17 protein-coding genes are annotated in these 19,710 nt (G+C 66.2%); 8 read left to right on the top strand and 9 right to left on the bottom strand.

Translation table 11 applies throughout. The features are described 5' to 3' along the window. Nucleotides 1-15 precede the first annotated feature (15 nt). The 5 genes from VAR608DRAFT_RS28190 to fabI are packed head-to-tail and all read left to right on the top strand — an operon-like array spanning nt 16 to nt 4,289. Nucleotides 16-957 (top strand): phosphate acetyltransferase, encoded by a 942-nt coding sequence (locus VAR608DRAFT_RS28190; RefSeq protein ID WP_088957076.1) that lies wholly within the window; start codon nt 16-18, stop codon nt 955-957. A 1-nt stretch (nt 958) separates the two neighbouring features. Further along, nucleotides 959-2,182 (top strand): acetate/propionate family kinase, encoded by a 1,224-nt coding sequence (locus VAR608DRAFT_RS28185; protein ID WP_088957075.1) that lies wholly within the window; start codon nt 959-961, stop codon nt 2,180-2,182. An 8-nt stretch (nt 2,183-2,190) separates the two neighbouring features. Continuing rightward, nucleotides 2,191-2,838, top strand: coding sequence for a CoA transferase subunit A (locus tag VAR608DRAFT_RS28180; RefSeq protein ID WP_088957074.1), 648 nt, complete (start codon nt 2,191-2,193; stop codon nt 2,836-2,838). Between the two features lie 5 nt (nt 2,839-2,843). Further along, nucleotides 2,844-3,503, top strand: a complete 660-nt coding sequence (locus VAR608DRAFT_RS28175) for a 3-oxoacid CoA-transferase subunit B (protein ID WP_088959019.1) — start codon at nt 2,844-2,846, stop codon at nt 3,501-3,503. Nucleotides 3,504-3,506: 3 nt separating this feature from the next. Continuing rightward, nucleotides 3,507-4,289 (top strand): enoyl-ACP reductase FabI, encoded by a 783-nt coding sequence (gene fabI, locus VAR608DRAFT_RS28170; RefSeq protein WP_088957073.1) that lies wholly within the window; start codon nt 3,507-3,509, stop codon nt 4,287-4,289. Here fabI and VAR608DRAFT_RS37270 read toward each other — a convergent pair. The 6 genes from VAR608DRAFT_RS37270 to VAR608DRAFT_RS28135 all read right to left on the bottom strand — a co-directional run bounded on the left by VAR608DRAFT_RS37270 (nt 4,256) and on the right by VAR608DRAFT_RS28135 (nt 11,858). Next, entirely contained in the window at nt 4,256-4,972 is a 717-nt protein-coding gene (locus VAR608DRAFT_RS37270) for a hypothetical protein (RefSeq protein ID WP_157731136.1), read from the bottom strand. The genes fabI and VAR608DRAFT_RS37270 overlap by 34 nt on opposite strands. Before the next feature lie 164 nt (nt 4,973-5,136). Further along, nucleotides 5,137-5,349: a hypothetical protein gene (locus VAR608DRAFT_RS28155; protein WP_088957070.1), complete on the bottom strand. Its 213-nt coding sequence runs from the start codon at nt 5,347-5,349 to the stop codon at nt 5,137-5,139. Between the two features lie 183 nt (nt 5,350-5,532). Next, a complete protein-coding gene (locus VAR608DRAFT_RS28150) occupies nt 5,533-8,331 on the bottom strand; it encodes an ATP-binding protein (RefSeq protein WP_088957069.1) in 2,799 nt (932 codons plus the stop codon). 40 nt (nt 8,332-8,371) lie between these two features. Beyond that, nucleotides 8,372-9,088, bottom strand: coding sequence for an MgtC/SapB family protein (locus tag VAR608DRAFT_RS28145; RefSeq protein ID WP_231972990.1), 717 nt, complete (start codon nt 9,086-9,088; stop codon nt 8,372-8,374). Nucleotides 9,089-9,228: 140 nt separating this feature from the next. Then, the gene (locus VAR608DRAFT_RS28140) at nt 9,229-9,810 is read right to left on the bottom strand and encodes a TetR/AcrR family transcriptional regulator (protein WP_157731135.1); all 582 of its coding nucleotides are present in this window, start codon (nt 9,808-9,810) and stop codon (nt 9,229-9,231) included. 125 nt (nt 9,811-9,935) lie between these two features. Beyond that, nucleotides 9,936-11,858 (bottom strand): acyl-CoA synthetase, encoded by a 1,923-nt coding sequence (locus VAR608DRAFT_RS28135; RefSeq protein ID WP_157731134.1) that lies wholly within the window; start codon nt 11,856-11,858, stop codon nt 9,936-9,938. Nucleotides 11,859-11,996: 138 nt separating this feature from the next. Between VAR608DRAFT_RS28135 and VAR608DRAFT_RS28130 the strand changes: the two genes are divergently transcribed. The 3 genes from VAR608DRAFT_RS28130 to mhpA are packed head-to-tail and all read left to right on the top strand — an operon-like array spanning nt 11,997 to nt 15,795. Beyond that, nucleotides 11,997-13,136: a VOC family protein gene (locus VAR608DRAFT_RS28130; protein ID WP_088957065.1), complete on the top strand. Its 1,140-nt coding sequence runs from the start codon at nt 11,997-11,999 to the stop codon at nt 13,134-13,136. A gap of 20 nt (nt 13,137-13,156) precedes the next feature. Then, on the top strand, nt 13,157-14,113 hold the full coding sequence (locus VAR608DRAFT_RS28125) for a fumarylacetoacetate hydrolase family protein (RefSeq protein WP_088957064.1): 957 nt from the start codon (nt 13,157-13,159) through the stop codon (nt 14,111-14,113). 14 nt (nt 14,114-14,127) lie between these two features. Beyond that, nucleotides 14,128-15,795 carry a bifunctional 3-(3-hydroxy-phenyl)propionate/3-hydroxycinnamic acid hydroxylase MhpA gene (mhpA, locus tag VAR608DRAFT_RS28120; RefSeq protein WP_231972989.1) on the top strand — a complete coding sequence of 556 codons (1,668 nt, stop codon included), beginning with the start codon at nt 14,128-14,130 and terminating at the stop codon, nt 15,793-15,795. A 38-nt stretch (nt 15,796-15,833) separates the two neighbouring features. Here mhpA and VAR608DRAFT_RS28115 read toward each other — a convergent pair whose 3' ends face one another. The 3 genes from VAR608DRAFT_RS28115 to VAR608DRAFT_RS28105 all read right to left on the bottom strand — a co-directional run bounded on the left by VAR608DRAFT_RS28115 (nt 15,834) and on the right by VAR608DRAFT_RS28105 (nt 19,709). Beyond that, nucleotides 15,834-17,570, bottom strand: a complete 1,737-nt coding sequence (locus tag VAR608DRAFT_RS28115) for an IS1634 family transposase (protein WP_088958838.1) — start codon at nt 17,568-17,570, stop codon at nt 15,834-15,836. A gap of 150 nt (nt 17,571-17,720) precedes the next feature. Further along, a complete protein-coding gene (gene dmpG / locus VAR608DRAFT_RS28110) occupies nt 17,721-18,743 on the bottom strand; it encodes a 4-hydroxy-2-oxovalerate aldolase (protein WP_088957063.1) in 1,023 nt (340 codons plus the stop codon). 12 nt (nt 18,744-18,755) lie between these two features. Beyond that, nucleotides 18,756-19,709 (bottom strand): acetaldehyde dehydrogenase (acetylating), encoded by a 954-nt coding sequence (locus tag VAR608DRAFT_RS28105; protein WP_088957062.1) that lies wholly within the window; start codon nt 19,707-19,709, stop codon nt 18,756-18,758. Between the last annotated feature and the right edge of the window lies 1 nt (nt 19,710).

The raw sequence follows: 19,710 nt of genomic DNA, 5'->3' as shown, positions 1-19,710 counted from the left end.
GCGCACGGCCGGACTGTGGCGCCGGCCCACGAAAAATACCGGCGCCTCATCGAGTACTGCAAATCGATGCCGCCAACGCCAACGGCTGTCGCGCACCCTTGCGATCAGCATTCGCTGCAAGGAGCTGTCGACGCAGGCCGGATGGGACTGATCGTGCCGATCCTGGTCGGCCCGCGCCAGCGCATCGAGGCAGTTGCGAAGGAAAGCCGCATCGACATTGCCGGCCTTTGCATCGTCGACGCGCCCCACAGCCATGCCTCGGCCGACAAGGCGGTCGCACTCGTCCGTGAGGGCAAGGCAGAGGCGCTGATGAAGGGCAGCCTTCATACCGACGAACTGATGGGCGCCGTGGTTCAGCGCGACGCGGGGCTGCGTACCGGCAGACGCGTCAGCCACTGTTTCGTGATGGACGTGCCGACCTATCCGGAGCCGCTGATCATCACCGACGCGGCGGTCAATATCGCGCCGACCATGGAGGACAAGGTCGACATCATCCAGAACGCCGTCGACCTCGCCCATGCGTTGCAGTTCGACGAAGTGCGGGTTGCAATCCTGTCGGCGATGGAAACGGTCAATCCCAAGGTGCCGTCGACGGTCGAGGCCGGCGCCTTGTGCAAGATGGCCGATCGCGGGCAGATCACCGGGGCCATTCTCGACGGACCGCTCGCGCTCGACAACGCCATCAACCTGGAGTCGGTCCAGATCAAGAAGATCAACTCGCCGGTTGCGGGCCGCGCCAATGTGCTGGTTGTGCCGGATCTCGAGGCGGGCAACATGCTCGCGAAAAGTCTCTCGTTTCTCGCCGACGCGGACGCCTCGGGCATCGTGCTCGGGGCGCGGGTGCCGATCATTCTCACCAGCCGGGCCGATTCGGTCATGACGCGGCTGGCTTCCTGTGCGGTCGCGGCGCTGGTCGCCCAAGCGCGCCGGCAAGCGGCTGCGAAAGGGGGAACCTGAGATGGCCGACGCCATTGCCGTTCTCAATGCAGGCTCGTCGAGCCTGAAGTTCTCGCTGTTCGGAATCGTCGGCGGTGCGCTCGAGCTGACTGCACGCGGCCAGGCCGAGGGCCTCTACACATCGCCCCGCTTCGTCGCCAGGGATCGGGACGGCAAGATCCTCGATGCGAAAGACTGGGGTGATGGCGTCAAGCTGGGTCACGAGGGTGCGCTCTACTATCTCTTCTCGCACGCGGATCTCGGCGATCAACGCCTGATCGGCGTCGGGCACCGGGTGGTCCACGGGGGGTTGATGTTCGACCGATCGGTTCGCATCGACGCCTCCGTCCTGGCAGCGCTGGAAAAGTATGTCCCGCTGGCGCCGTTACACCAGCCCCACAACCTGGCATCGATCAGGGCGCTGTTGATAAGCGCACCGCAACTGCCACAGGTGGCCTGCTTCGACACGGCATTCCATCGTGATCAGCCGGAGGTGGAGCAAGCCTTCGCGCTACCTCGTGCCATCACGGAAAAGGGCGTGCGCCGTTACGGTTTCCACGGGCTTTCCTACGAGTACATCACCCAGGTACTGTCCGTATGCGACCGTCGCGCCGCCCAGGGAAAGACCGTGATCATGCATCTGGGCAACGGCGCCAGCATGTGCGCCGTTGCCAACGGCCGCAGCGTCGCCAGCACGATGGGCTTTACGGCCGTCGACGGGCTGCCGATGGGAACGCGATGCGGCGCCCTCGACTCTGGTGTGCTGCTGTACCTGATGGACGAACTCGGGATGGACGCGCGAGCCATCGAGGACACGCTCTATCGGCAATCAGGCCTGCTCGGCGTCTCCGGGATTTCCAGCGACATGCGCGTCCTCGAGGCGAGCACCGAACCCGGTGCGAAAGCGGCGATCGATCTTTTCATTCACCGCATCGGCCGCGAACTCGGGGGCCTCGCCGCAGCGCTCGGGGGCCTGGATGCGATGGTGTTCACGGCGGGGATCGGCGAGAACAGCGCAATGCTGCGCGAGCGGGTGTGTCGCGCTGCCGGCTGGCTTGGCGTGGAACTCGACCTCGAGGCAAACCATGCCGGGGGTCCGCGCATCAGCACCGCCGAGAGTCGGGTCGCCGTTTGGGTTATCCCCACCAACGAAGAGCTCATGATCGCGCAGCACACGCGGGCGGTGCTGGCAGGTGATCAGGTCACGATGGCGATGGCGGCCGATGTAAACCCGGGATTGCAGTGAGGAACAAGATGAAGACATTGTCAGTCGAGGATGCGGTTGCCAGGATCCCGGATGGCGCGAGCCTGATGATCGGCGGATTCATGGGCGTCGGCACGCCCGAGCGGATCGTCGATGAGCTCGTGCGCCAGGGCAGGCGAAACCTGACCGTGATCGCCAACGACACTGCCGCCCCGGGTATCGGCATCGGCAAATTGGTCAGCGCCCGGGCCATACGGAAGGCGATCGTCAGCCACATCGGCACGAACCCAGAGACGCAGCAATACATGCTGGCCGGCGAGATGGAGGTCGACCTGGTGCCGCAGGGAACCTTGATCGAACGCATCCGCGCAGCCGGATTCGGACTGGGCGGCGTCCTGACGCCGACGGGGGTGGGAACGCCAGTGGAGACGGGCAAGCAAGTCCTGACCATCGACGGTCGCCAGTTCCTGGTCGAGGTCGCGCTGCGCGCTGACTTCGCGTTGGTGGGTGCGTTTCTCGCCGACTATTTCGGCAATCTCACCTACGCGCTGACGGCGCGCAATTTCAATCCCGTGATCGCGACGGCCGCCGACACGGTCATGGTCGCCGCGGAGCATATCGTTCCGGTCGGCGTCATCCCACCCGATGCAGTGATCACCCCGGCGCCGTTGGTCGACTGCCTGATCGCAAACCTATGACAACCATGGACGCACAGACTCTTATCGCCCGAAGAATCGCGCGCGAGCTTCGAGACGGCATGCTGGTCAACCTCGGCATCGGTATCCCGACGCTGGTGGCGAATTACGTGCCCGAAAGGATGCACGTTTACTTCCAGTCCGAGAACGGCCTCATCGGCACCGGCCCGGCGCCCGAACAGGGCATGCAGGAGCGACTGCTGACCGACGCCGGCGGCCACCCGGTGACGGCGCTGCCCGGCGCCTGCACGTTCGACAGCGCGATGTCATTCGGCCTCATCCGCGGCGGGCACGTGGACATGACCGTTCTCGGCGCCTTGCAGGTCGACGTGCATGGCCGGCTCGCCAACTGGGTGGTTCCCGGCAAGATGGTGCCGGGAATGGGTGGTGCGATGGACCTCGTGACAGGCGCCAAACGCGTCGTGATCGCGATGCAACACACGGCCAAGGGCAAGCCGAAGATCGTCAGGGAGTGCACCTTGCCGCTGACTTCGCTGCGCCCCGTGCATCTCGTCGTGACTGAACTCGCGACCATCGGCTTCCCGGACGGGCGCGCGACGCTTCTCGAAACGGCGCCGGGCGTCTCGGTGCAGCAGGTGCTCGCGGGAACCGAGGCCGAGCTGGTCGTGCCGTCGCAGGTACCACAGATGCAACTCCAGGAAACCTGATTCATGAAGCTCGACATTCCTCATCCACCGCTCAAGGGCGCCAAGGCGCTCGTGGTAGGCGTCGCCAACCAGCAATCGATCGCCTACGGCTGTGCGAAGGCGTTCCGTGAGCTCGGCGCCGAGCTGGCCATCACCTACCTCAACGACAAGGCGCGGCCACATGTCGAGCCTCTTGCGAAGGAGCTCGAAGCTTCCCTGATCCTGCCTCTGGACGTGAGCGTCCCGGGGCAGCTCGAGGCCGTATTCGAGGCCGTTGAGCAGAAGTGGAACGAACTCAACATCCTGGTCCACTCGATCGCGTTCGCGCCGAAGGAAGATCTCCAGGGCGGACTGCTCAACTGTTCGGCGCCGGGATTCGCCAAGGCCATGGATGTGTCATGCCATTCGTTCGTGCGGATGGCTCGGCTTGCGGCACCGCTCATGAAGAACGGCGGAACAATGATGGCCATGAGCTATTACGGCGCCAACAAGGTCGTGCCCACGTACAGCGTCATGGGGCCGGTCAAGGCCGCGCTGGAAGCGTGCTGCCGCTATCTGGCATTCGAACTCGGTGGCAAGGGCATTCGTGTCCACGCCATATCGCCAGGCCCCCTCAAGACCCGCGCCGCATCCGGGATCAAGGACTTCGATTTGCTGCTGACCGAGGCGCAGCGACGTGCGCCGGTTGGTGAGTTGGTCGACATCATGGACGTCGGTTTTGCGTGCGCCTATCTCGCCACACCATATGCGCGCCGCCTTTCGGGCGATACGGTCTATGTCGATGGCGGCGTCAACATCATGGCCTGAACCGATGGCAACGCAGATCCGTAGACAGCGCATGCGCACCAAGTGCAATGGGTTCGGGAGAGAAAAATGAGAATTTGGATCGAGAATATCGCGGCGGGTACCAATGACGAGGAGATCAAGGAGTTGGTACGGAAATACGCGCCCGAGCTCATCTGCGAGAGCATCATGCGCGTGGAAGGCACCGGATCCCACCCGGGGGCGATCCTCCAGTTGATTGGTGGGACGATCGCTTCGCCGGCAAACCTCTGCAGGCGCTTGAATGGGATGTATTGGAAGCAGCGCGGATTGGCCTGCTTCAAGATCGGTACGTTTGAGCGCTGACGCTGCGCAGCCACTGAGCGCACTAACGGCTCCAGCCGTCGCGACCCATGCAGGGTGACCTGCATCACTACTGGAACGGCGAAATTCTCGCTGCGAACGATGGCGGATTCGCGCGCACTGTACTCATCACTACGGGCGCATGAGCGACGCAGCGTGCGCGGGCACGACGTCGCGATCCCGGTAGGGTCGTTCAGCGTTTCAGGGGACCACCCGGTGCTGCGCGGAGCCACGCGCGAGGCGATCAAGGCCATGCCGGCCTTCGAGTACACCCGCCGACTCGCCACTAAGCCCGCGGGCACTTCGCTGGCATCTCGCTCGGGGCTGGCAGAACAGCTTGCGGTGTTGAGGTTGAAGTACGCCATCTGGGCGCCGTAGCCGGCGGCTTGGTGCTGCAACGCCACCTCGCCGCTCTGGGCTACCACTGCGAGGCATTGGGGCCCTCGTCTCCAGGAGAACCTCGCTCGCCGCGCGCAGGGTCGGGGGAGCGCATCGCACGCGTGGAATAGTCGCTGTGCGACGCGCTGGGTCATGGACCTTGCTCCTTGGAGGTGGTTTCGGCAGGTATCAGCTCGCTCGCGAGCAGGCCGACCAGTTCCCGGCCGGACTCGAATTCCGACTGGCGGCCTGTGACGAGGTTTTCGAGCCGCCCCGCGAGGAGGTCGGGTGTTGCATCGGCGCGCAGCTTCAGCACGAATGCCCGGCGGCTGGGGTAGTGGGGGTCGCTCTGGAGATGTCCCATTCACTTCCCCCGAGATGCCCTGGCGGGCCGAGACTGGCTGCGCGCCAGCCGAATTGCGTTTTGCTTCATTGCAAGCTTCCTTTCATGAAAGCCCACGATAGTTCCGCGATGGCGGGAAGTCCTCAGAGAACGGTCACCGTTCGGTCGCCGTTTCATGCGGCGCGGTCACCAGGAGAATGCGCTTCAGGTCGCTGCGCCGTCGAGTTCCCCGAAGGCGGCAAGGGCTGTGCGTTCGAGCCAAGGCGATGCCTGTGAGCGTGCCTCGTTCAGGGCACGGCGCGCGGACTCGCGCGCCTTTCCGGGCGCGTTGCGCGCTCGATCGATCGAAGCCTGCAGCAGATGCAGCTGAGTCAGATACACGCGTTCGCCCGTGCTATCCGCCATGTCGAGCGCCTGTTTCAGTTGCATCTCGGCGCGGTCCCATTCGCCCGCGAGCAACAGGGCCTCTGCGGCATAGCCCAGGACTTCGCTCGCGCCCGCCAGCATGCCGAGACGCACGTTCTCCTCATGGGCCTGGAGGATCTGCTCGCTGGCGGCAAGCGCTTGGCCGCCGTGTGCGTCCGCCCAGGCGCGAAACCAGCGGCTTGCAGCGCGGCCCTGCGCGAGAGCGAATTCCTCGACCAGTGCGCGCATTTCGTCGGCCAGCACGCCGACACGCTCGACGTTGCCCAGTCGCACCTCCAGCAGGCACTCGGTCCAGAGGACCACCTGGCGGGTCATCGGCTGGCGCAGCTCGCGAGCGCGATGGCGTGCCCGGTGCATGCGCTCGCGAGCCTCCTGCGCCCGTCCGAGGTGAAGAAGCTGCATCGCGGAAATACCCAACAGCGTGGCCTGCGGATCGGCGAGGAACGACTCTCCGTGCACATCGGACAGTGGCCCCGCGGCGGCCAGGGCGTCGTCGATCCAGGGTCGATCCGTATGCCACTGACCCTGCAACTGATGCACCTGTCCCTGCAGGATGCGGGCGACCAGCACCATCAAGGGGTCGTCGTCCGCAGCCAATGCCTCGGTGCGCGCAGCCAGCGCCAGCGTCTCCGGGTACTCTGCCCGCAGACACAGCACGTAGCCGAGTCCGTAGAAGAGCTGGACGCGCATGGCATGCCCGGTCTTGGCCGAAAACGCGGCCGCACCCCGGTAGAACGCGTCTTTCGCCGCATCGACGACACCGAGGGCTTGCGCGCACGACATGCCGTGCAGCGTGGCCAGCGTTACCTCGAGGCTGTCGCGCTCCGGATTGGCCGGCGCCTTGCCAATCAGCTCCAGCGCCCGCTCGGTCATGGCCATGCTGGCGACCGGATTCCATTGCTGCTGCTGTGCGCTCCGGGCGGCTTCGGCGTAGTGGCGCAACGCGGAAAGGACCTGCCCACCCCGGTCGAAATGCATCGCCAATTCGGCGGCCGAGACTGGCGCGCCCGTTTCGCGCTCCGCCTCCAGGGCTGCGCCGATCTTCCGGTGGAGCTGTGCCCGAAGCGTTGGCGAAATTCGCTCGTACAACACATGCCTGAACAGGTCGTGACGAAAGCGATAAGGCGCACCCCATTCGGCGTCGGCCTCGTGTGCGGCTGCGATCAGCCAGAGCTGCTGACGCGCGAGTTCGACGCAAATTTCGCCAACTGATTCTGGACTGCGATCAAGGGCACAAGCGACTGTTTCGGTGCGGAACTCGAGTCCGCAGACGGCGGCCGCGGAGAGCAGCGCAAGTCGCTCGGGCGCAAGTCGGACCACATAGCTGTCGATGACAGCGGCCAGGTTTTCCGGCACGGAGACGCTCGCGAGCCGGGTGGCGACGGTCCCGGTCTCGCCGGCGTGCTCGAGCGCGTCGTCCAGGACGGAGGAGACGAATAGCGGCACACCGTCGGTGCGCTTGTGCAGCGAGCGAATGAACGCCTTGTCGTTAACCAGCGCTGGTGAGCGCTGTGCCACGAAATCGGCGACCTCCGACTCCGAAAAAGGATCGAGCACGATCTCTTCGCACTGGCCATGGACGCGCAGTTCGTGTCGCAGGCGGTTCAGCGGATGGTCTTGGGCGACGATCTCAGCGAGCCGGAAGGTTCCCAGCCACATGAAGCGGGCGGGGCCCCGTCGTCGCGCGATGTGGTCAATGAGTTGCACGGTGGACGGATCGCTCCAGTGCAAGTCTTCGGTCACCAGCAAGAGCGGCCGTGCCTGCGCGAACCGCTCGATCGCCTCGCCCATCTCGCGCAGCATGCGCCCGGTGCCGGTACCGGCAAGCTCCCTTCGCAACGCCTCGCGCTCTTCGGGCGTGTGAAGCCAAGGCAGCTGGAGCGCCCACGTCGGCGCCATCGCCCGCAGGGTGGCCGGGAGATCGGGGTCGGCACGGCAGAGGCCGCCCAGGGCTTCGAGGAGGGGAAGGTACGGTTCGGCGGGACCGTGGTGTTCGACGCAATGGCCGCGCGCGCAGGATATGTCGCCGAGCCCATGAACGAACTCTTCGATGAGGGTGGTCTTTCCGATGCCGGGCTCGCCGGTGACCCAGACCAGCGTGCGCTCGCTGCCATTGCATGCCCTCTGCCATGCGCGCTGAAGCCGCAAGAGCGCCCCGGTTCTACCGATGAAAGATCTCGAGGGCTGCACATCGCCGATCGCGGGCGAAACCGGCGGTGCCGCGGACGTGGGAACGATGAGGCCAATGAAGCGGTACCCACGGCGCGGTACGGTTTCGATGAAACGGGGTTCGCGTGCGTCGTCGGCCAGCGCAGTGCGCACCTCGCTCACGGCAGTCTTGAGGACAGACTCGCTCAGGAACTGATGACCCCATACGCTCGCCAGCAACGCGTCCTTGACGACAAGCGATCCAGGTTGGCGTACGAGCGCACAGAGAAGCGAAAAGGGCGTCGGCGCCAGGGGGACAGGTTTACCGCCGCGCAGTAGCCTGGCATTTCCCTCGTCGAGTTCGAAGTCCGCAAAGCGTACCCGCAGCGGTGTCAATTGCTCCACAGCGCCGGTTGCTGGTGTTCGCATGAGAAAAAAGTTCTCGCTGGGTCGAGTGACATTGTGCCATTCAGAAGCGCACCGGCACGATGCTGAAGCTGCTCATCACTTGAGATGCGACGAACTCGTCGGCAAGGGCGGCGGGTGTGATGACGCGTATGCGGTCCTGGGCAACCACGGAAAATCGCCATACCAGGCTGCCTTCCGAGTAGCTGACCGTGAGCGAGTCCCGTTGGACGACGCTGTCCTGCGCTCGGGCGCGGCGCTCCACGTCCTGGAGGCATGGCGCATGCCCCGGAACGAACGTGAGCGTGACGTCGAGCGTGCTGCGCGCGGGCAGCAGAACCTTCACCCGGTTGAGCACCGAGAGAGAAAGGGTGCAGAGCAGCGCCAGCGTCAGCGCTGCGGGGTAGAAACCGACGCCCAGAAGGACGCCCACCACGGCGACAGCCCAGATCGACGCGGCGGTGGTGAGCCCGCGAATGGTGAGCCCGTCGTGAACGATCACACCCGCACCGAGAAAGCCGACGCCGGTGAGCACGCCTTGAACCACACTTCTTGGATCGGCATCGGCGATGCCGTTCGTTATGGAGCCCTGAAACCATAAGTGCGCATAGCCGACAAACATCGTGACCGCGGCCGAAGCCATGCAAACAAGGCCATAGGTCCGCATGCCGGCGGCCCTGCCTTGGTAGGAGCGTTCGTAGCCGACCACGACCCCCAGGAGCAGCGCGCCTGCGAGATGGGATGCGATGAACGCATTGGCGGCCATGAAGTCGGAGATCACGGAACGCTCCATTCATGGAGTGAGGAATTCCATGTCGGCAGATTAGCCGTTCGCTCGCGGGGAGTCGTCGCCGAACCGTCTCCTTATGGTCGGGATTGCGTGGTGCCGTGCTCAGCCGGGAGGCCTCTTGCCTCCCGCGATCACGCCGGTGCCAGGAGCCCGCCTTCGAGCGGCTCCGGCGAGGGTAGATCCAGCGTCGCGAGGCGCAGGGCTTCGCCGGGGGGCATGCCGAGTGCGCGCAGGCCGCTTGCCACCGCCTGTTCCGTGTAGGCCTTGCGCGAGCGCATGCCCAGCAGCGCATGGATGCTCCCGAGCACGGTCATGGAGACGATGTTCAACGCCAGCCGCATCGGAATGGCGAGGAAGTGGCCCTCCCGGATGGCTTGCGCGATGTCGCGCCGCACGAACTCCAGCAGCACGCCGCCCTCGCGGGCATCCGACCAGTCCAGGCGGACCAGGAAGCCTGCGACCTGCCGGTTTCTCGATGCCAGCTCGATGACCAGGCGCATACCGATGGCCACGCGTTGCGCCGGATCGGCAACGCGCTGAACGGCAGGCTCGGCCATTTGGATGATTTCATTCATGATTTCCAGGGCGAGTGCTGCGAACAAGGCTTCGGGCGCTTCGAAGTACTTGTAGAAGCTCCCGCGCGACACGTCGGCCGCCTGGATGACGTCGTCGATCGAAGTCGCCGCCGGTCCCTTTGTCGCCGCAAGCTGCATGGCGCTTTCGAAAAGGCGCCTGCGCATTCTCTCCCGCCGCTCTGCCGCAACGCGGGTCCGATGGTCTTCTTTCTTCATCGATCGATTGTGCATCGCGCTCCGGGGCGATATGGCGCGGCGCGGGCTCAGGCGGCTTCCTGGTGGAAGGTATAGAGGCCGAGTCGCTCGCGCAGTGCCTCGACCTCTCCGTCCGCGGACCAGCGCACCACGATGCCGCGTGCCGGGTCGCGCACGACCTCGCATGTGCGCAGGCTCGCTCCGGCGGCTCGCGCTTCCTCGTCCACGACCGCCGCGACTTCGCGATCGATCAGCGCGGGCTTGAACAACTTGCCGACCGCGGTCACCGGCATCGCCGGGATGATGTGGATCTTCTTCGGCCGCGCGGCGCGCTCGGCGATGTACTGCTGCGCCCAGGCCATCAGTTGTTCGGAGGAGGCCGATGCGTCGGCGTGCAGCTGCACGTAGACCACCGGCACCTCTCCCGCATGCGCGTCCGGGCGCCCCACGGCTGCCGCCAAGGCGACCGCGGGGTGTGCATGCAGGGGCTCTTCGATGACTTTCGGGTCGATGTTGTGGCCTCCACGGATGATCAGTTCCTTGCTGCGTCCCGTCAGCCAGAAATACCCCTGGCGATCCATGCGACCGAGGTCGCCCGTGTTCAACCAGCGTCGGGGCGGGGCTCCCGGCACGCCGGGCAGTTCGATCCACGGTTCCTGTTCCGGCGCGGCATTCAGGTAGCCGCGAAACAGGTTCGGGCCGGCGATGGCGATGGTCCCGGTCTCGTTGATGCGGGCATCGCGCAGGTAGCGCCCTTTCGCGTCGAGTACCAGCACCTTGATCTCCTGCCAGGGCAGGCCGATGCCGATCGAGCCCGGCTTTGCCGTCCCGCCCGGGGGATTCAGCGTGGAGACGCAGCCTCCTTCCGTGAGGCCGTAGCCCTCCAGGATCGTGATGCCGGTTTCCTGCTGGAACCGCTTGAGGAGCTCGAAAGGCATGGGCGCGGCACCGCACAGACCGAAGCGCAGCGACGCGGGGCCGCGTCCCCGGCGCGGCACCTGCAACAGGGCGGAGTAGACGGTGGGGACGCCGGAGAACGAGAACAGGCGATAGTGATCCGCGATGCGCCAGAAATTCGGGATCAGTTCCTTCGTCCGATAGCCTGCCGGCGTGCCCAGCACCACATGGCCGCCCAGGGACCACGGCATCAGCCCGGTCGCGATCTGCGCATTGACATGGAACAGGGGCAGTCCGCAGAACAAGGGGCCGGGCAGGGGGCGCGAGCCGAACATGGCAGCGATTTGCAGTGCGTTCGCCACCTCGGTACGGTGGGTGCGCACGGCAATCTTCGGCAGGCCCGTGGTCCCGCCGGTGCAGAAGAGGGACGCGACATCGTCCAGGCACGGCGGCTCGAATTCGAGGCTGTCGGCCGGCACGCCGTGCAACTGCTCGTGCAGGTCCAGCACCGGGAGATTCTCCAGAGCGGGCGCGGGGTCGACGGAGGCAGGCGACTGCGAATACAGCATGGGCGAGACGGTGAGGACCGTTTCGAGGCCCGGCACCTGCGGCGCGACCGCGGCCACCTTCTGCCACAGGCCGTGTCCCGGTGTCGGCGCCAGCGTCACGAGCATCCTGGGCCGCACCGCGTTCAAGAGATCCCGCAACAGGGCCGATTCCGCCAGCGGATTGATCGCGAAGACGGTGCCGGCGGCTTCGCCTCCCCAGACGATCCAATGGGTCTCGGGCAGGTTGGGCAGCACCACGGCGACCACGTCGTTCCGGCGCAGGCCCAGCCTGCGAAGGAGATTGGCCGTCTGCGTGATCCGGGCCAGCCATTCCTGGTGGGTCCAGGTGCAGGGCCGCGCGTAATCGTCGGCTTCGAGGAAGAACGACAGCGCCGGTGCCGCGGGCACGCGCGCGGCGCCGCGCGCCAGCAGTTCATACGTGCTGGCGATGCCGCCGAGAGGCTCGGCAACGGCGGCCTCGAGGCGCAGCACGTCGTGGCGGGAGGCGATGCCCGCGAGGGGCGTCTTGTGTGTGTGCGGATGCATGGTCGATTGGCTGGGGGTGGGTATCAGGGAAAACGACATGTTTGTCATGATGACAAGTGCGTCATTATTAAGGCCACTTCCACAGTTTGTCCATCCCCGGAACCCCCGGTTGAACCACCGACACCTCGCGAGAACGCCATGCGAACTTCCAATTCCCTGCGCCAGCCGGAAGCGCTTCCGGAGAGCCGCTTGCCCGCCTCGATCCAGCGCCTTGCACGGCCGCCGGCAAAGGGTCGTGCCATCTCCCTCGCATTTCTGCGCTGGCAGAAGAAGTCGCTTGCGCAAACGGAGCGCTTCTGGCGCGACTTCGGATTCACCGTCGTGCGGTCGGGGCCGGATGGCCTCGTCGCCCGCGGAACGGGAACCGCCCCCTGCATCGCCGTGGCAGAAGCGGGCCCGGAAGATCGTTTCCTCGGCGCTGCGTTCCAGATGTCGGCCGACACCGACCTGGGCGTGTACGAGCGCGAGTTCGGCGGCAGGTGGCTGGCCGCCGGAGAACTGCCACTACGTGCGCGCGGCATCGAGATCCAGGACCCCTCCGGGCGTCCCGTGTGGCTTTTGCAGGATTGCGCGGAAGTGCCGGCACTGGCGACACGCGAGCCAGCCAGCACGATGACCAACACCGCTGCGCGATCGCCACGCGTCAACACCACGGTGCGCACGCCCATCGAGCCCGCGCGCGTGGTTCGCCTCGGGCACCTCGTGCTGCAGACCGTGGACTTCCCGAGCATGGCGCGCTGGTACATGCGCGTCCTCGGGCTCATCCCGACCGACGTGCAGTACCTCGCGGACGGAAGCCCGTGCATCGCCTTCATGCGTCTCGACCTGGGCGCGCAGCCAGCCGACCATCACACGCTCGTATTGGTGGGCGCCATCGAGGACAAGTACGAACACAGCGCTTACGAGATCATCGACCTGGACGCACTCGGCCAGGGCCAGCAGGTGCTGCGCGCACAGGGCTGGCGCCATTTGTGGGGCATCGGCCGGCACATCCTGGGCAGCCAGCTGTTCGACTACTGGCGCGATGCCGAAGGTTACGAATACGAGCACTACACGGACGGCGACCTGTTCACCGCAGACGCCGAAACATGCTACTCGCCGCTGGAGTTCGGCAGCCTCTGGGCCTGGGGTCCGGATGCGCCGAGTTCCATGAAGCCCAAGATGAACCTGCGCAGCGCCTGGCTCGTGCTGCGCCTCCTGCGCCAAAGGCGCATCACAGTGCAGCGCCTGAAGCTGCTTTCCCAAGCCATGGACGCGCCCGCGCGCCCCTGGTCCTGACCCCACTACTGGAACCCCCCATGTCACGCACACTACTTCGCTGCGACGATGGCGCGCGCACCTTCTGGGCCGTGCAATTCGGAACCATGCTCGCCCCTCTCGACGTTCCCGCCGAATCCACCGGAGCCCTCCTGTCGGACGACTGGCACGCCATCTGGGACGTGGGGCAGAAAGACGCCACGCTACCTCTCTCCGGCGTGCGCGTGCTCGCGCCGGTCACCTCCGGCCAGCAGTTCCTCTGCCAGGGCGTGAACTACCGCAGCCACGTCGAGGAGTCGGGGCTGAAGGCGAGCGACTTTCCCTTCAACACGCTGTTCACCAAGGCGAGCTCCTGCATCACGGCCGCCGATGCGCCGGTGGTTCGCCCATCGAACGTGCACTTGCTGGACTACGAGATCGAGCTCGGGCTGGTGCTGCGCCGCGACCTGCCGGCGGGAACCAGGGTGACGCCCGACCGCCTGCACGAATGGCTCGCGGGCGTGACCATCGTGAACGACCTGTCGGCGCGCGACGTGCAACTGCCGCAGGGCCAGTTCTACAAGGGCAAGAGCTTCCGCGGCTTCGGCCCGGTCGGTCCCGGCCTGGTGCTGCTGGAAGCGCAGGAGTGGCAGCGCTGGCCGCAGTTGCGCATGCGTCTCGCGGTGAACGGACAACTGCGCCAGGACGCCTATTGCGGCGAGATGATCCACCAGCCGGCCTCGACGCTGACGGAGCTTGCGTCCCTGCACGACGTGTTCGCCGGAGACCTCGTGGCCACCGGGACGCCGGCGGGCTGCGCCGCGCGCGCGCCGGGCAAGCTTGCCATGCTCGCGATGCGCCATCTGATGAGCGATGCCACCAAGTGGCGCCTGTTCGTCAAGAAGGGCCGCGGCAATCCTCTGTATCTGCGCCCCGGAGACCAGATCAGGGCCACGATCCGCACGGACGACGGTGCGATCGACCTGGGCGAGCAGACCACGGCCATCGTGACACCCTGAGCGAAGAGGGCATCGTGCAGATCCCCACCCATCCTGAAGCCCAGCGCATCGAAGCGCCGGAGGCGTTGATCGAAACCGACGTGCTCGTCGTCGGGCTCGGTCCGGTCGGCGCCGCGCTCGCGAACGTTCTCGGAGCCCACGGCGTGCGCGTGCTGGCGATCGAGGCTTCGCCGACGATCTTCCCCAAGCCGCGCGCGATCGCGCTCGACAACGAGGCGCTGCGCATCCTGCAGGCGATCGGCATCTCCGAAGGCGAACTCGAGACGGTCGCCATCTCGCAGGTGGTGTATCAATCGCCGATCTTCGGGACCTTCGCGCGGATGAACACCGCCACGGTCCGCGACGGCCATCCTTCGCTGGTGACGTTCCATCAGCCGCAACTGGAGGCGGTGCTGCGGGCGCGCCTGGCGCGCTATCCGAATGTCGAGGTCCGCCTGGCCACCGCCCTGCGCTCCTTCGGCGACCAGGGCACGCACGTCACGGCAAGGCTGGAAGGCGAAGACGGCGCACCGCTGTGCGTACGGGCGCGATACCTCGTCGGGACCGATGGCGCGAACTCGCTGGTGCGGCGCGAACTGGGCCTGGACTTCGGCGGCGCCACGTTTGCGCAGGACTGGCTGATCGTGGACGCCCGCGACGTGCCTCGTCCCATCGACCACGTGGAGTTCCTGTGCGACCCGTCTCGACCGGCGCCGCAGATGGCCGCGCCCGGCGGTCGCCATCGCTGGGAATTCATGCTGCGGCCCGGCGAATCGCGCGAGGAGATGGAGCGGCCGGAAAACATCCGTCGCCTGCTCGCCCCCTGGTGCGACGGGAAAGAAGTCGATATCGAACGCACGGCGGTGTATCGCTTCCATGCCCGTGTTGCCACGGCTTTCGGAAAGGGGCGCTGCTTCCTCGCCGGTGATGCCGCGCACATCACGCCGCCTTTTGCCGGTCAGGGTCTTGTCGCCGGCCTGCGCGACGTCGCCAACCTGGGCTGGAAGCTGTCGTGGGTGCTCCGCGGCCTCGCGTCGGAGGCGATCCTGGCGAGCTACGACGAGGAGCGCCGCCCCCATGCGCGCAAGATCATCGCGCTCGCGCGCTTCCTCGGCGCTCTCGTCATGCCGCGCAATCGCGTCACGGCCTTCCTGATCCATGGCTCGATCCGTGCGGCGCGCATCCTTCCTGCCGGGCGCTCCCTTTTCGACGACCTGAAGATCAAGCCGCAGAACACCTTCGACAAGGGGCTGTTCCGGCCACGGCGCGAGGGCAGGCTGGGTGCTGGAACGTCGTTCCCGCAAGCCTGGGTCCGACGCGAGGGCAGGCCCGTGCTCAGTGACGAGGTCTTCGGCAGTAACTGGGCGCTGGTGGGCATCGGCGTCGATCCCGCGGCCCAGCTGTCCCCGGAACTGCAGGAGCGCTGGCAGGCGCTGGGAGGCTGCATCTGGCAGTGGTGCCAGCGTGGCCAGGCGCGGGACCTCGCGCCCGCGGCCCGGCGCGTCGAAGTGCTGGACGACACCTGGCACGGCAGGCTGCCCTGGGGCTGGGTGGCACTGTTGCGGCCCGATCGATGCGTGTTCGCCGAGGGCGCCCTCGCAACGACGCCGGAACTGGTTCGGACGGCGCTCGGAATCGTGCAGGGGGCCGGCCCGCAGACTAGGCTGAAGTTCCCCGAAGCGGCGAGCGAGATTCCTTTGTGACTCAAGCACTTGCTTGAGTTGGCCAGGAAGTTTTCTGTCTACGGCTTGATGTTTTGCACGAGCGCGAGGGCGCGCAGGTGAAGTGGCTGCGCGTTGGTGAGCAGCTCGAAGGTGGGCGCCTCGGGGGCTGCGTTGGGCGCGCGGCAGGTATTGCGCACGAGGGTGGCGAGCTCGGCCATCAGGGTGGAGAAGCTGTGCGCGGGCGTGCCGTCCTCCAGTGCGTGGTGCGACGCCTTCGCCTGAGCGGCCTTGGAGCGCGTGGCCGGTGCCACGGGGTCACGCGCGGCCTTGGCCTGCTGGTCGGTGTCGGCGAACATCAACGCGCGCCAGGCCTCGCGCATGTGCCACTCGACGTAGTAGGCGAGCATGCACAAGAAGATGTGCGCGCGCACCCGATCGGCCGTGTGGTGATGGATGGGGCGCACCTTCAGATCGATGGTCTTGAGCGAGCGGAACGCACGCTCGACGTTGGCCAGGGACTTGTAGTTGCGCACGCACTCAGCCGAGTCCATCTGCGCCGCGCTCACCGACGTGCGGATAATGTAGATGCCGTCCAGCGCCGCCTCGGCGGCGACGGCGTCTGTCCTGCGCGCGAAGGTGAAGGCGTTCTCGCCGATCACCAATTCGAAGTGCTTGGCGACCTTGTACTGGTTGACGAGCTTGCCCACACGCAGGCCGATCTCGTCCTTGCCGGCGAGCTTGCCCGCATCCACCCGGGCCTTGATCTTCGCGAGGCTGGCCTCAGTGGCTGCGAGCAGTTCCTCGCGCTTGTGCGTGCGCAGCTTGGCAAGCTCCGGATTGCGGCACGCCACCAGGCGCTCGCCGGGGAAGTCCGGCGAGCTCAGTTCGAGCAGGTTGCGCTCGTCGAACAAGCCCAGCTGCAGGTGTCCCTGCTCGACCAGCGCGCGGATCGAGGCGCTCTTCAGCGCACTGATCCAGCCCACGCCCTCGCACTCGCGCATCTCCTGGATGGCCTTGCTGGAGATCATGCCGCGGTCCCCCACCATCACCAACTGCTGGACGCCGAAGGCCTCGCGCAGCCGCTTGACCTCGGGCAGCAAGGTCTGGCTGTCGGCGACGTTGCCCTCGTGCACCGACACCGCCACCGGGCAGCCCCGCGCATCGGTGAGCAGCCCGTAGTTGACCTGCAGCATGCCCTTCCTGCCGTCTCGGCTGTAGCCGAGCCTGGCCAGAGGGCAGCAGTTGCCTTCGAAGTAACTCGACGACAGGTCGTACAGCACCAGGGCGCCAGCGCCCAGGTGGAGCGCGGCGAGCTTCTTCTGGATGCGATCCTGGCGCGCGAGCAGCCAGTCCATCGCCGCGTACAGGTCGTCCTCGTCGGCGTCGGCGACACCGAAGTCCTCGGCCAGCGTGGTGGTGTGCCACCAGCGCGTGGTCGCGAGCTTGGTGTGGGGGGCTGCGATGCGCGCGGCGATCATCGCGAGCACCAGGTCGCGCTCGCGGCAGGGCTTGGAAGAGAGCAGCGAGGCCATCTCCAGGGCCGCCATCGCGGCGCCAACGGCCTGCACATGGCCGTGGGGGCGCGAGCGCGTGATCTCGAACGCCGAGGCCACCGGCACGAAGGTCTCGCCCTGCAGCGAGCGCCGGATGATCTCGATGAGTTCATCGGGCAGGTGCGAGAGATTGCCTAACGTCTCGTTCTTGACCTTGCCGTCCTCGCGGTAGCTGCGACGCAGCAGGTGGGTGCGATAGACCTGGTCCTTGTAGATGCGAGTCGTAGTGACGACGTGAGCGGTACCGGTGCGGGCTGCCATGCTGATCACTTTAGGCGATGCATCTCCAATAGTCAACCTATTTTAGTGACTACATGTTACATCCAAAAAAATCCTCCACAGAGGAGGATTTATCAGCAGCGACAGGTACTTGCCGCCGTTGGCGTGACTACAGAGGGCGGGAACTCCGGACTAGGGCTGCTGGCGCGACGTGAGCAGATCCAGTGCCACGTCGACGATCATGTCCTCCTGCCCACCCACCATGCGACGGCGTCCGAGTTCGACCAGGATGTCCACGGTCTTCAGGCCGTACTTCGCGGCTGCCGCCTCGCTGTGGCGCAGGAAGCTCGAATAGACGCCGGCGTAGCCCAGTGCCAGGGTTTCGCGGTCGACCCGCACGGGCCTGTCCTGCAAGGGCCTCACGAGGTCGTCGGCCGCGTCCATGAGCTTGTAGAGGTCGCAGCCGTGGTTCCACCCCATTCGTTCGGCCGCGGCAACGAAGACCTCCAGAGCGGCGTTGCCCGCGCCAGCGCCCATCCCGGCGAGGCTGGCGTCGATGCGGTCGCACCCCTCTTCGACAGCCACGATGCTGTTGGCAATTCCCAGGCCCAGGTTGTGGTGCGCGTGCATGCCGGTCTGGGTCTCGGGCTTGAGGACCTCCTTGAAGGCGCGAAAACGGTCACGCACATCACTCATGTTCAGCGCGCCGCCCGAGTCCACGACGTAGCAGCAGGTGGCGCCGTAGCTTTCCATGAGCTTGGCCTGTTCGGCGAGCTTCCGGGGCGTGGTCATGTGGCTCATCATGAGGAAGCCCACGGCTTCCATCCCGAGTTCGCGTGCCGCCTCGATGTGCTGGCGGCTGATGTCGGCTTCCGTGCAGTGCGTGGCCACGCGCACGATGCGCGCCCCCGTGGCGTAGGCCTCCTTCAGGTCGTGCACGGTGCCGATGCCGGGCAGCAGCAAGGTCGCGATCCTGGCATGTCGGATCACGCTGGCTACGGCCTCGATCCATTCCAGGTCGGTGTGGGCGCCGAAGCCATAGTTGAAGCTTCCGCCTTGCAGGCCGTCGCCATGGGCCACCTCGATGGAATCGACCCCGGCCTCGTCCAGCGCCCCGGCGATGGCCTTGACCTGCTCGACGCTGTACTGATGACGAATGGCATGACTGCCGTCGCGCAGCGTCACGTCCGAAATGTAGAGCTTCTTCATGTTCATCGGTCGCCTCCTTCAGGCTTGCACGGCCGCTGGGGCGCTCGCAAGCATGCGGGCGGCCATGCGTTCGGCCGTTGCAAGTGCCGCGCTGGTCATGATGTCGAGATTGCCGGCGTAGGCCGGCAGGTAGTGAGCGGCACCCTCCACCTCCAGGAAGATCGAGCTCTTCAGGCCCGACAGGCGGCTGCCCGTACCGGGGATCGTGATGTCGGCGAGCCGGTCGAACTGGACCCGCTGCTTGAGGCGATAGCCAGGCACGTACTGCTGGACCTCCCTCGCCATCGCCTCCACGGACTCGGCCACCCGATCCTCGTCGGCCGGTGCGCTGAAGGTGTAGACCGTGTCGCGCATGATGAGCGGCGGGTCGGCCGGGTTGAGCACGATGATGGCCTTGCCCCTCTTCGCACCGCCGACAGCCTCGATCGCCTTCGACGTGGTCTCGGTGAACTCATCGATGTTGGCGCGCGTGCCGGGGCCGGCGCTCTTGCTGGAAATCGAGGCCACGATCTCGGCGTAGAGCACCGGCGTCACACGCGAGACGGCAGCCACCATGGGGATCGTGGCCTGGCCTCCACATGTGACCATGTTCACGTTGAGCGCATCCAGGTGGGCCTCACCATTGACCACCGGCACGCAATAGGGCCCGATGGCCGCCGGCGTGAGATCCACCATGCGCAAGCCGGGTCTGCGCTCGCGCAGAAAGGCGTCGTTCTTGACATGCGCGCCGGCGCTGGTGGCGTCGAAAACGACGTCGATGTCGGCGAAGACGGGCAGGCCCACCAGCCCGGCCACACCCTCGTGCGTGGTTGCCACACCCAGACGCTGGGCACGTGCCAGGCCGTCGGAGGCCGGGTCGATGCCGACCATGGCACCCATTTCCAGATGTCGGCCGTGCCGGAGGATCTTGATCATCAGGTCGGTGCCGATGTTGCCGCTGCCGATGACGGCGGCCTTGAGCTTGCGGGTCATG

It is taken from the genome of Variovorax sp. HW608, assembly GCF_900090195.1.
Taxonomy (GTDB): domain Bacteria; phylum Pseudomonadota; class Gammaproteobacteria; order Burkholderiales; family Burkholderiaceae_C; genus Variovorax.
Note: the sequence above shows the minus strand (reverse complement) of the source record. Positions and strands in the feature narration are given on the sequence as shown.

Bases quoted from the DNA above. Each gene is read 5' to 3' on its own strand.
- VAR608DRAFT_RS28150 (WP_088957069.1), bottom strand. From the start codon at position 8,331: ATGCGAACACCAGCAACCGGCGCTGTGGAGCAATTGACACCGCTGCGG.
- VAR608DRAFT_RS28180 (WP_088957074.1), top strand. From the start codon at position 2,191: ATGAAGACATTGTCAGTCGAGGATGCGGTTGCCAGGATCCCGGATGGC.
- VAR608DRAFT_RS28130 (WP_088957065.1), top strand. From the start codon at position 11,997: ATGCGAACTTCCAATTCCCTGCGCCAGCCGGAAGCGCTTCCGGAGAGC.
- VAR608DRAFT_RS28135 (WP_157731134.1), bottom strand. From the start codon at position 11,858: ATGCATCCGCACACACACAAGACGCCCCTCGCGGGCATCGCCTCCCGC.
- VAR608DRAFT_RS28115 (WP_088958838.1), bottom strand. From the start codon at position 17,570: ATGGCAGCCCGCACCGGTACCGCTCACGTCGTCACTACGACTCGCATC.
- VAR608DRAFT_RS37270 (WP_157731136.1), bottom strand. From the start codon at position 4,972: ATGGCGTACTTCAACCTCAACACCGCAAGCTGTTCTGCCAGCCCCGAG.
- dmpG (WP_088957063.1), bottom strand. From the start codon at position 18,743: ATGAACATGAAGAAGCTCTACATTTCGGACGTGACGCTGCGCGACGGC.
- VAR608DRAFT_RS28125 (WP_088957064.1), top strand. From the start codon at position 13,157: ATGTCACGCACACTACTTCGCTGCGACGATGGCGCGCGCACCTTCTGG.
- VAR608DRAFT_RS28140 (WP_157731135.1), bottom strand. From the start codon at position 9,810: ATGCAGCTTGCGGCGACAAAGGGACCGGCGGCGACTTCGATCGACGAC.
- fabI (WP_088957073.1), top strand. From the start codon at position 3,507: ATGAAGCTCGACATTCCTCATCCACCGCTCAAGGGCGCCAAGGCGCTC.
- VAR608DRAFT_RS28185 (WP_088957075.1), top strand. From the start codon at position 959: ATGGCCGACGCCATTGCCGTTCTCAATGCAGGCTCGTCGAGCCTGAAG.
- VAR608DRAFT_RS28105 (WP_088957062.1), bottom strand. From the start codon at position 19,709: ATGACCCGCAAGCTCAAGGCCGCCGTCATCGGCAGCGGCAACATCGGC.
- VAR608DRAFT_RS28175 (WP_088959019.1), top strand. From the start codon at position 2,844: ATGGACGCACAGACTCTTATCGCCCGAAGAATCGCGCGCGAGCTTCGA.
- VAR608DRAFT_RS28155 (WP_088957070.1), bottom strand. From the start codon at position 5,349: ATGGGACATCTCCAGAGCGACCCCCACTACCCCAGCCGCCGGGCATTC.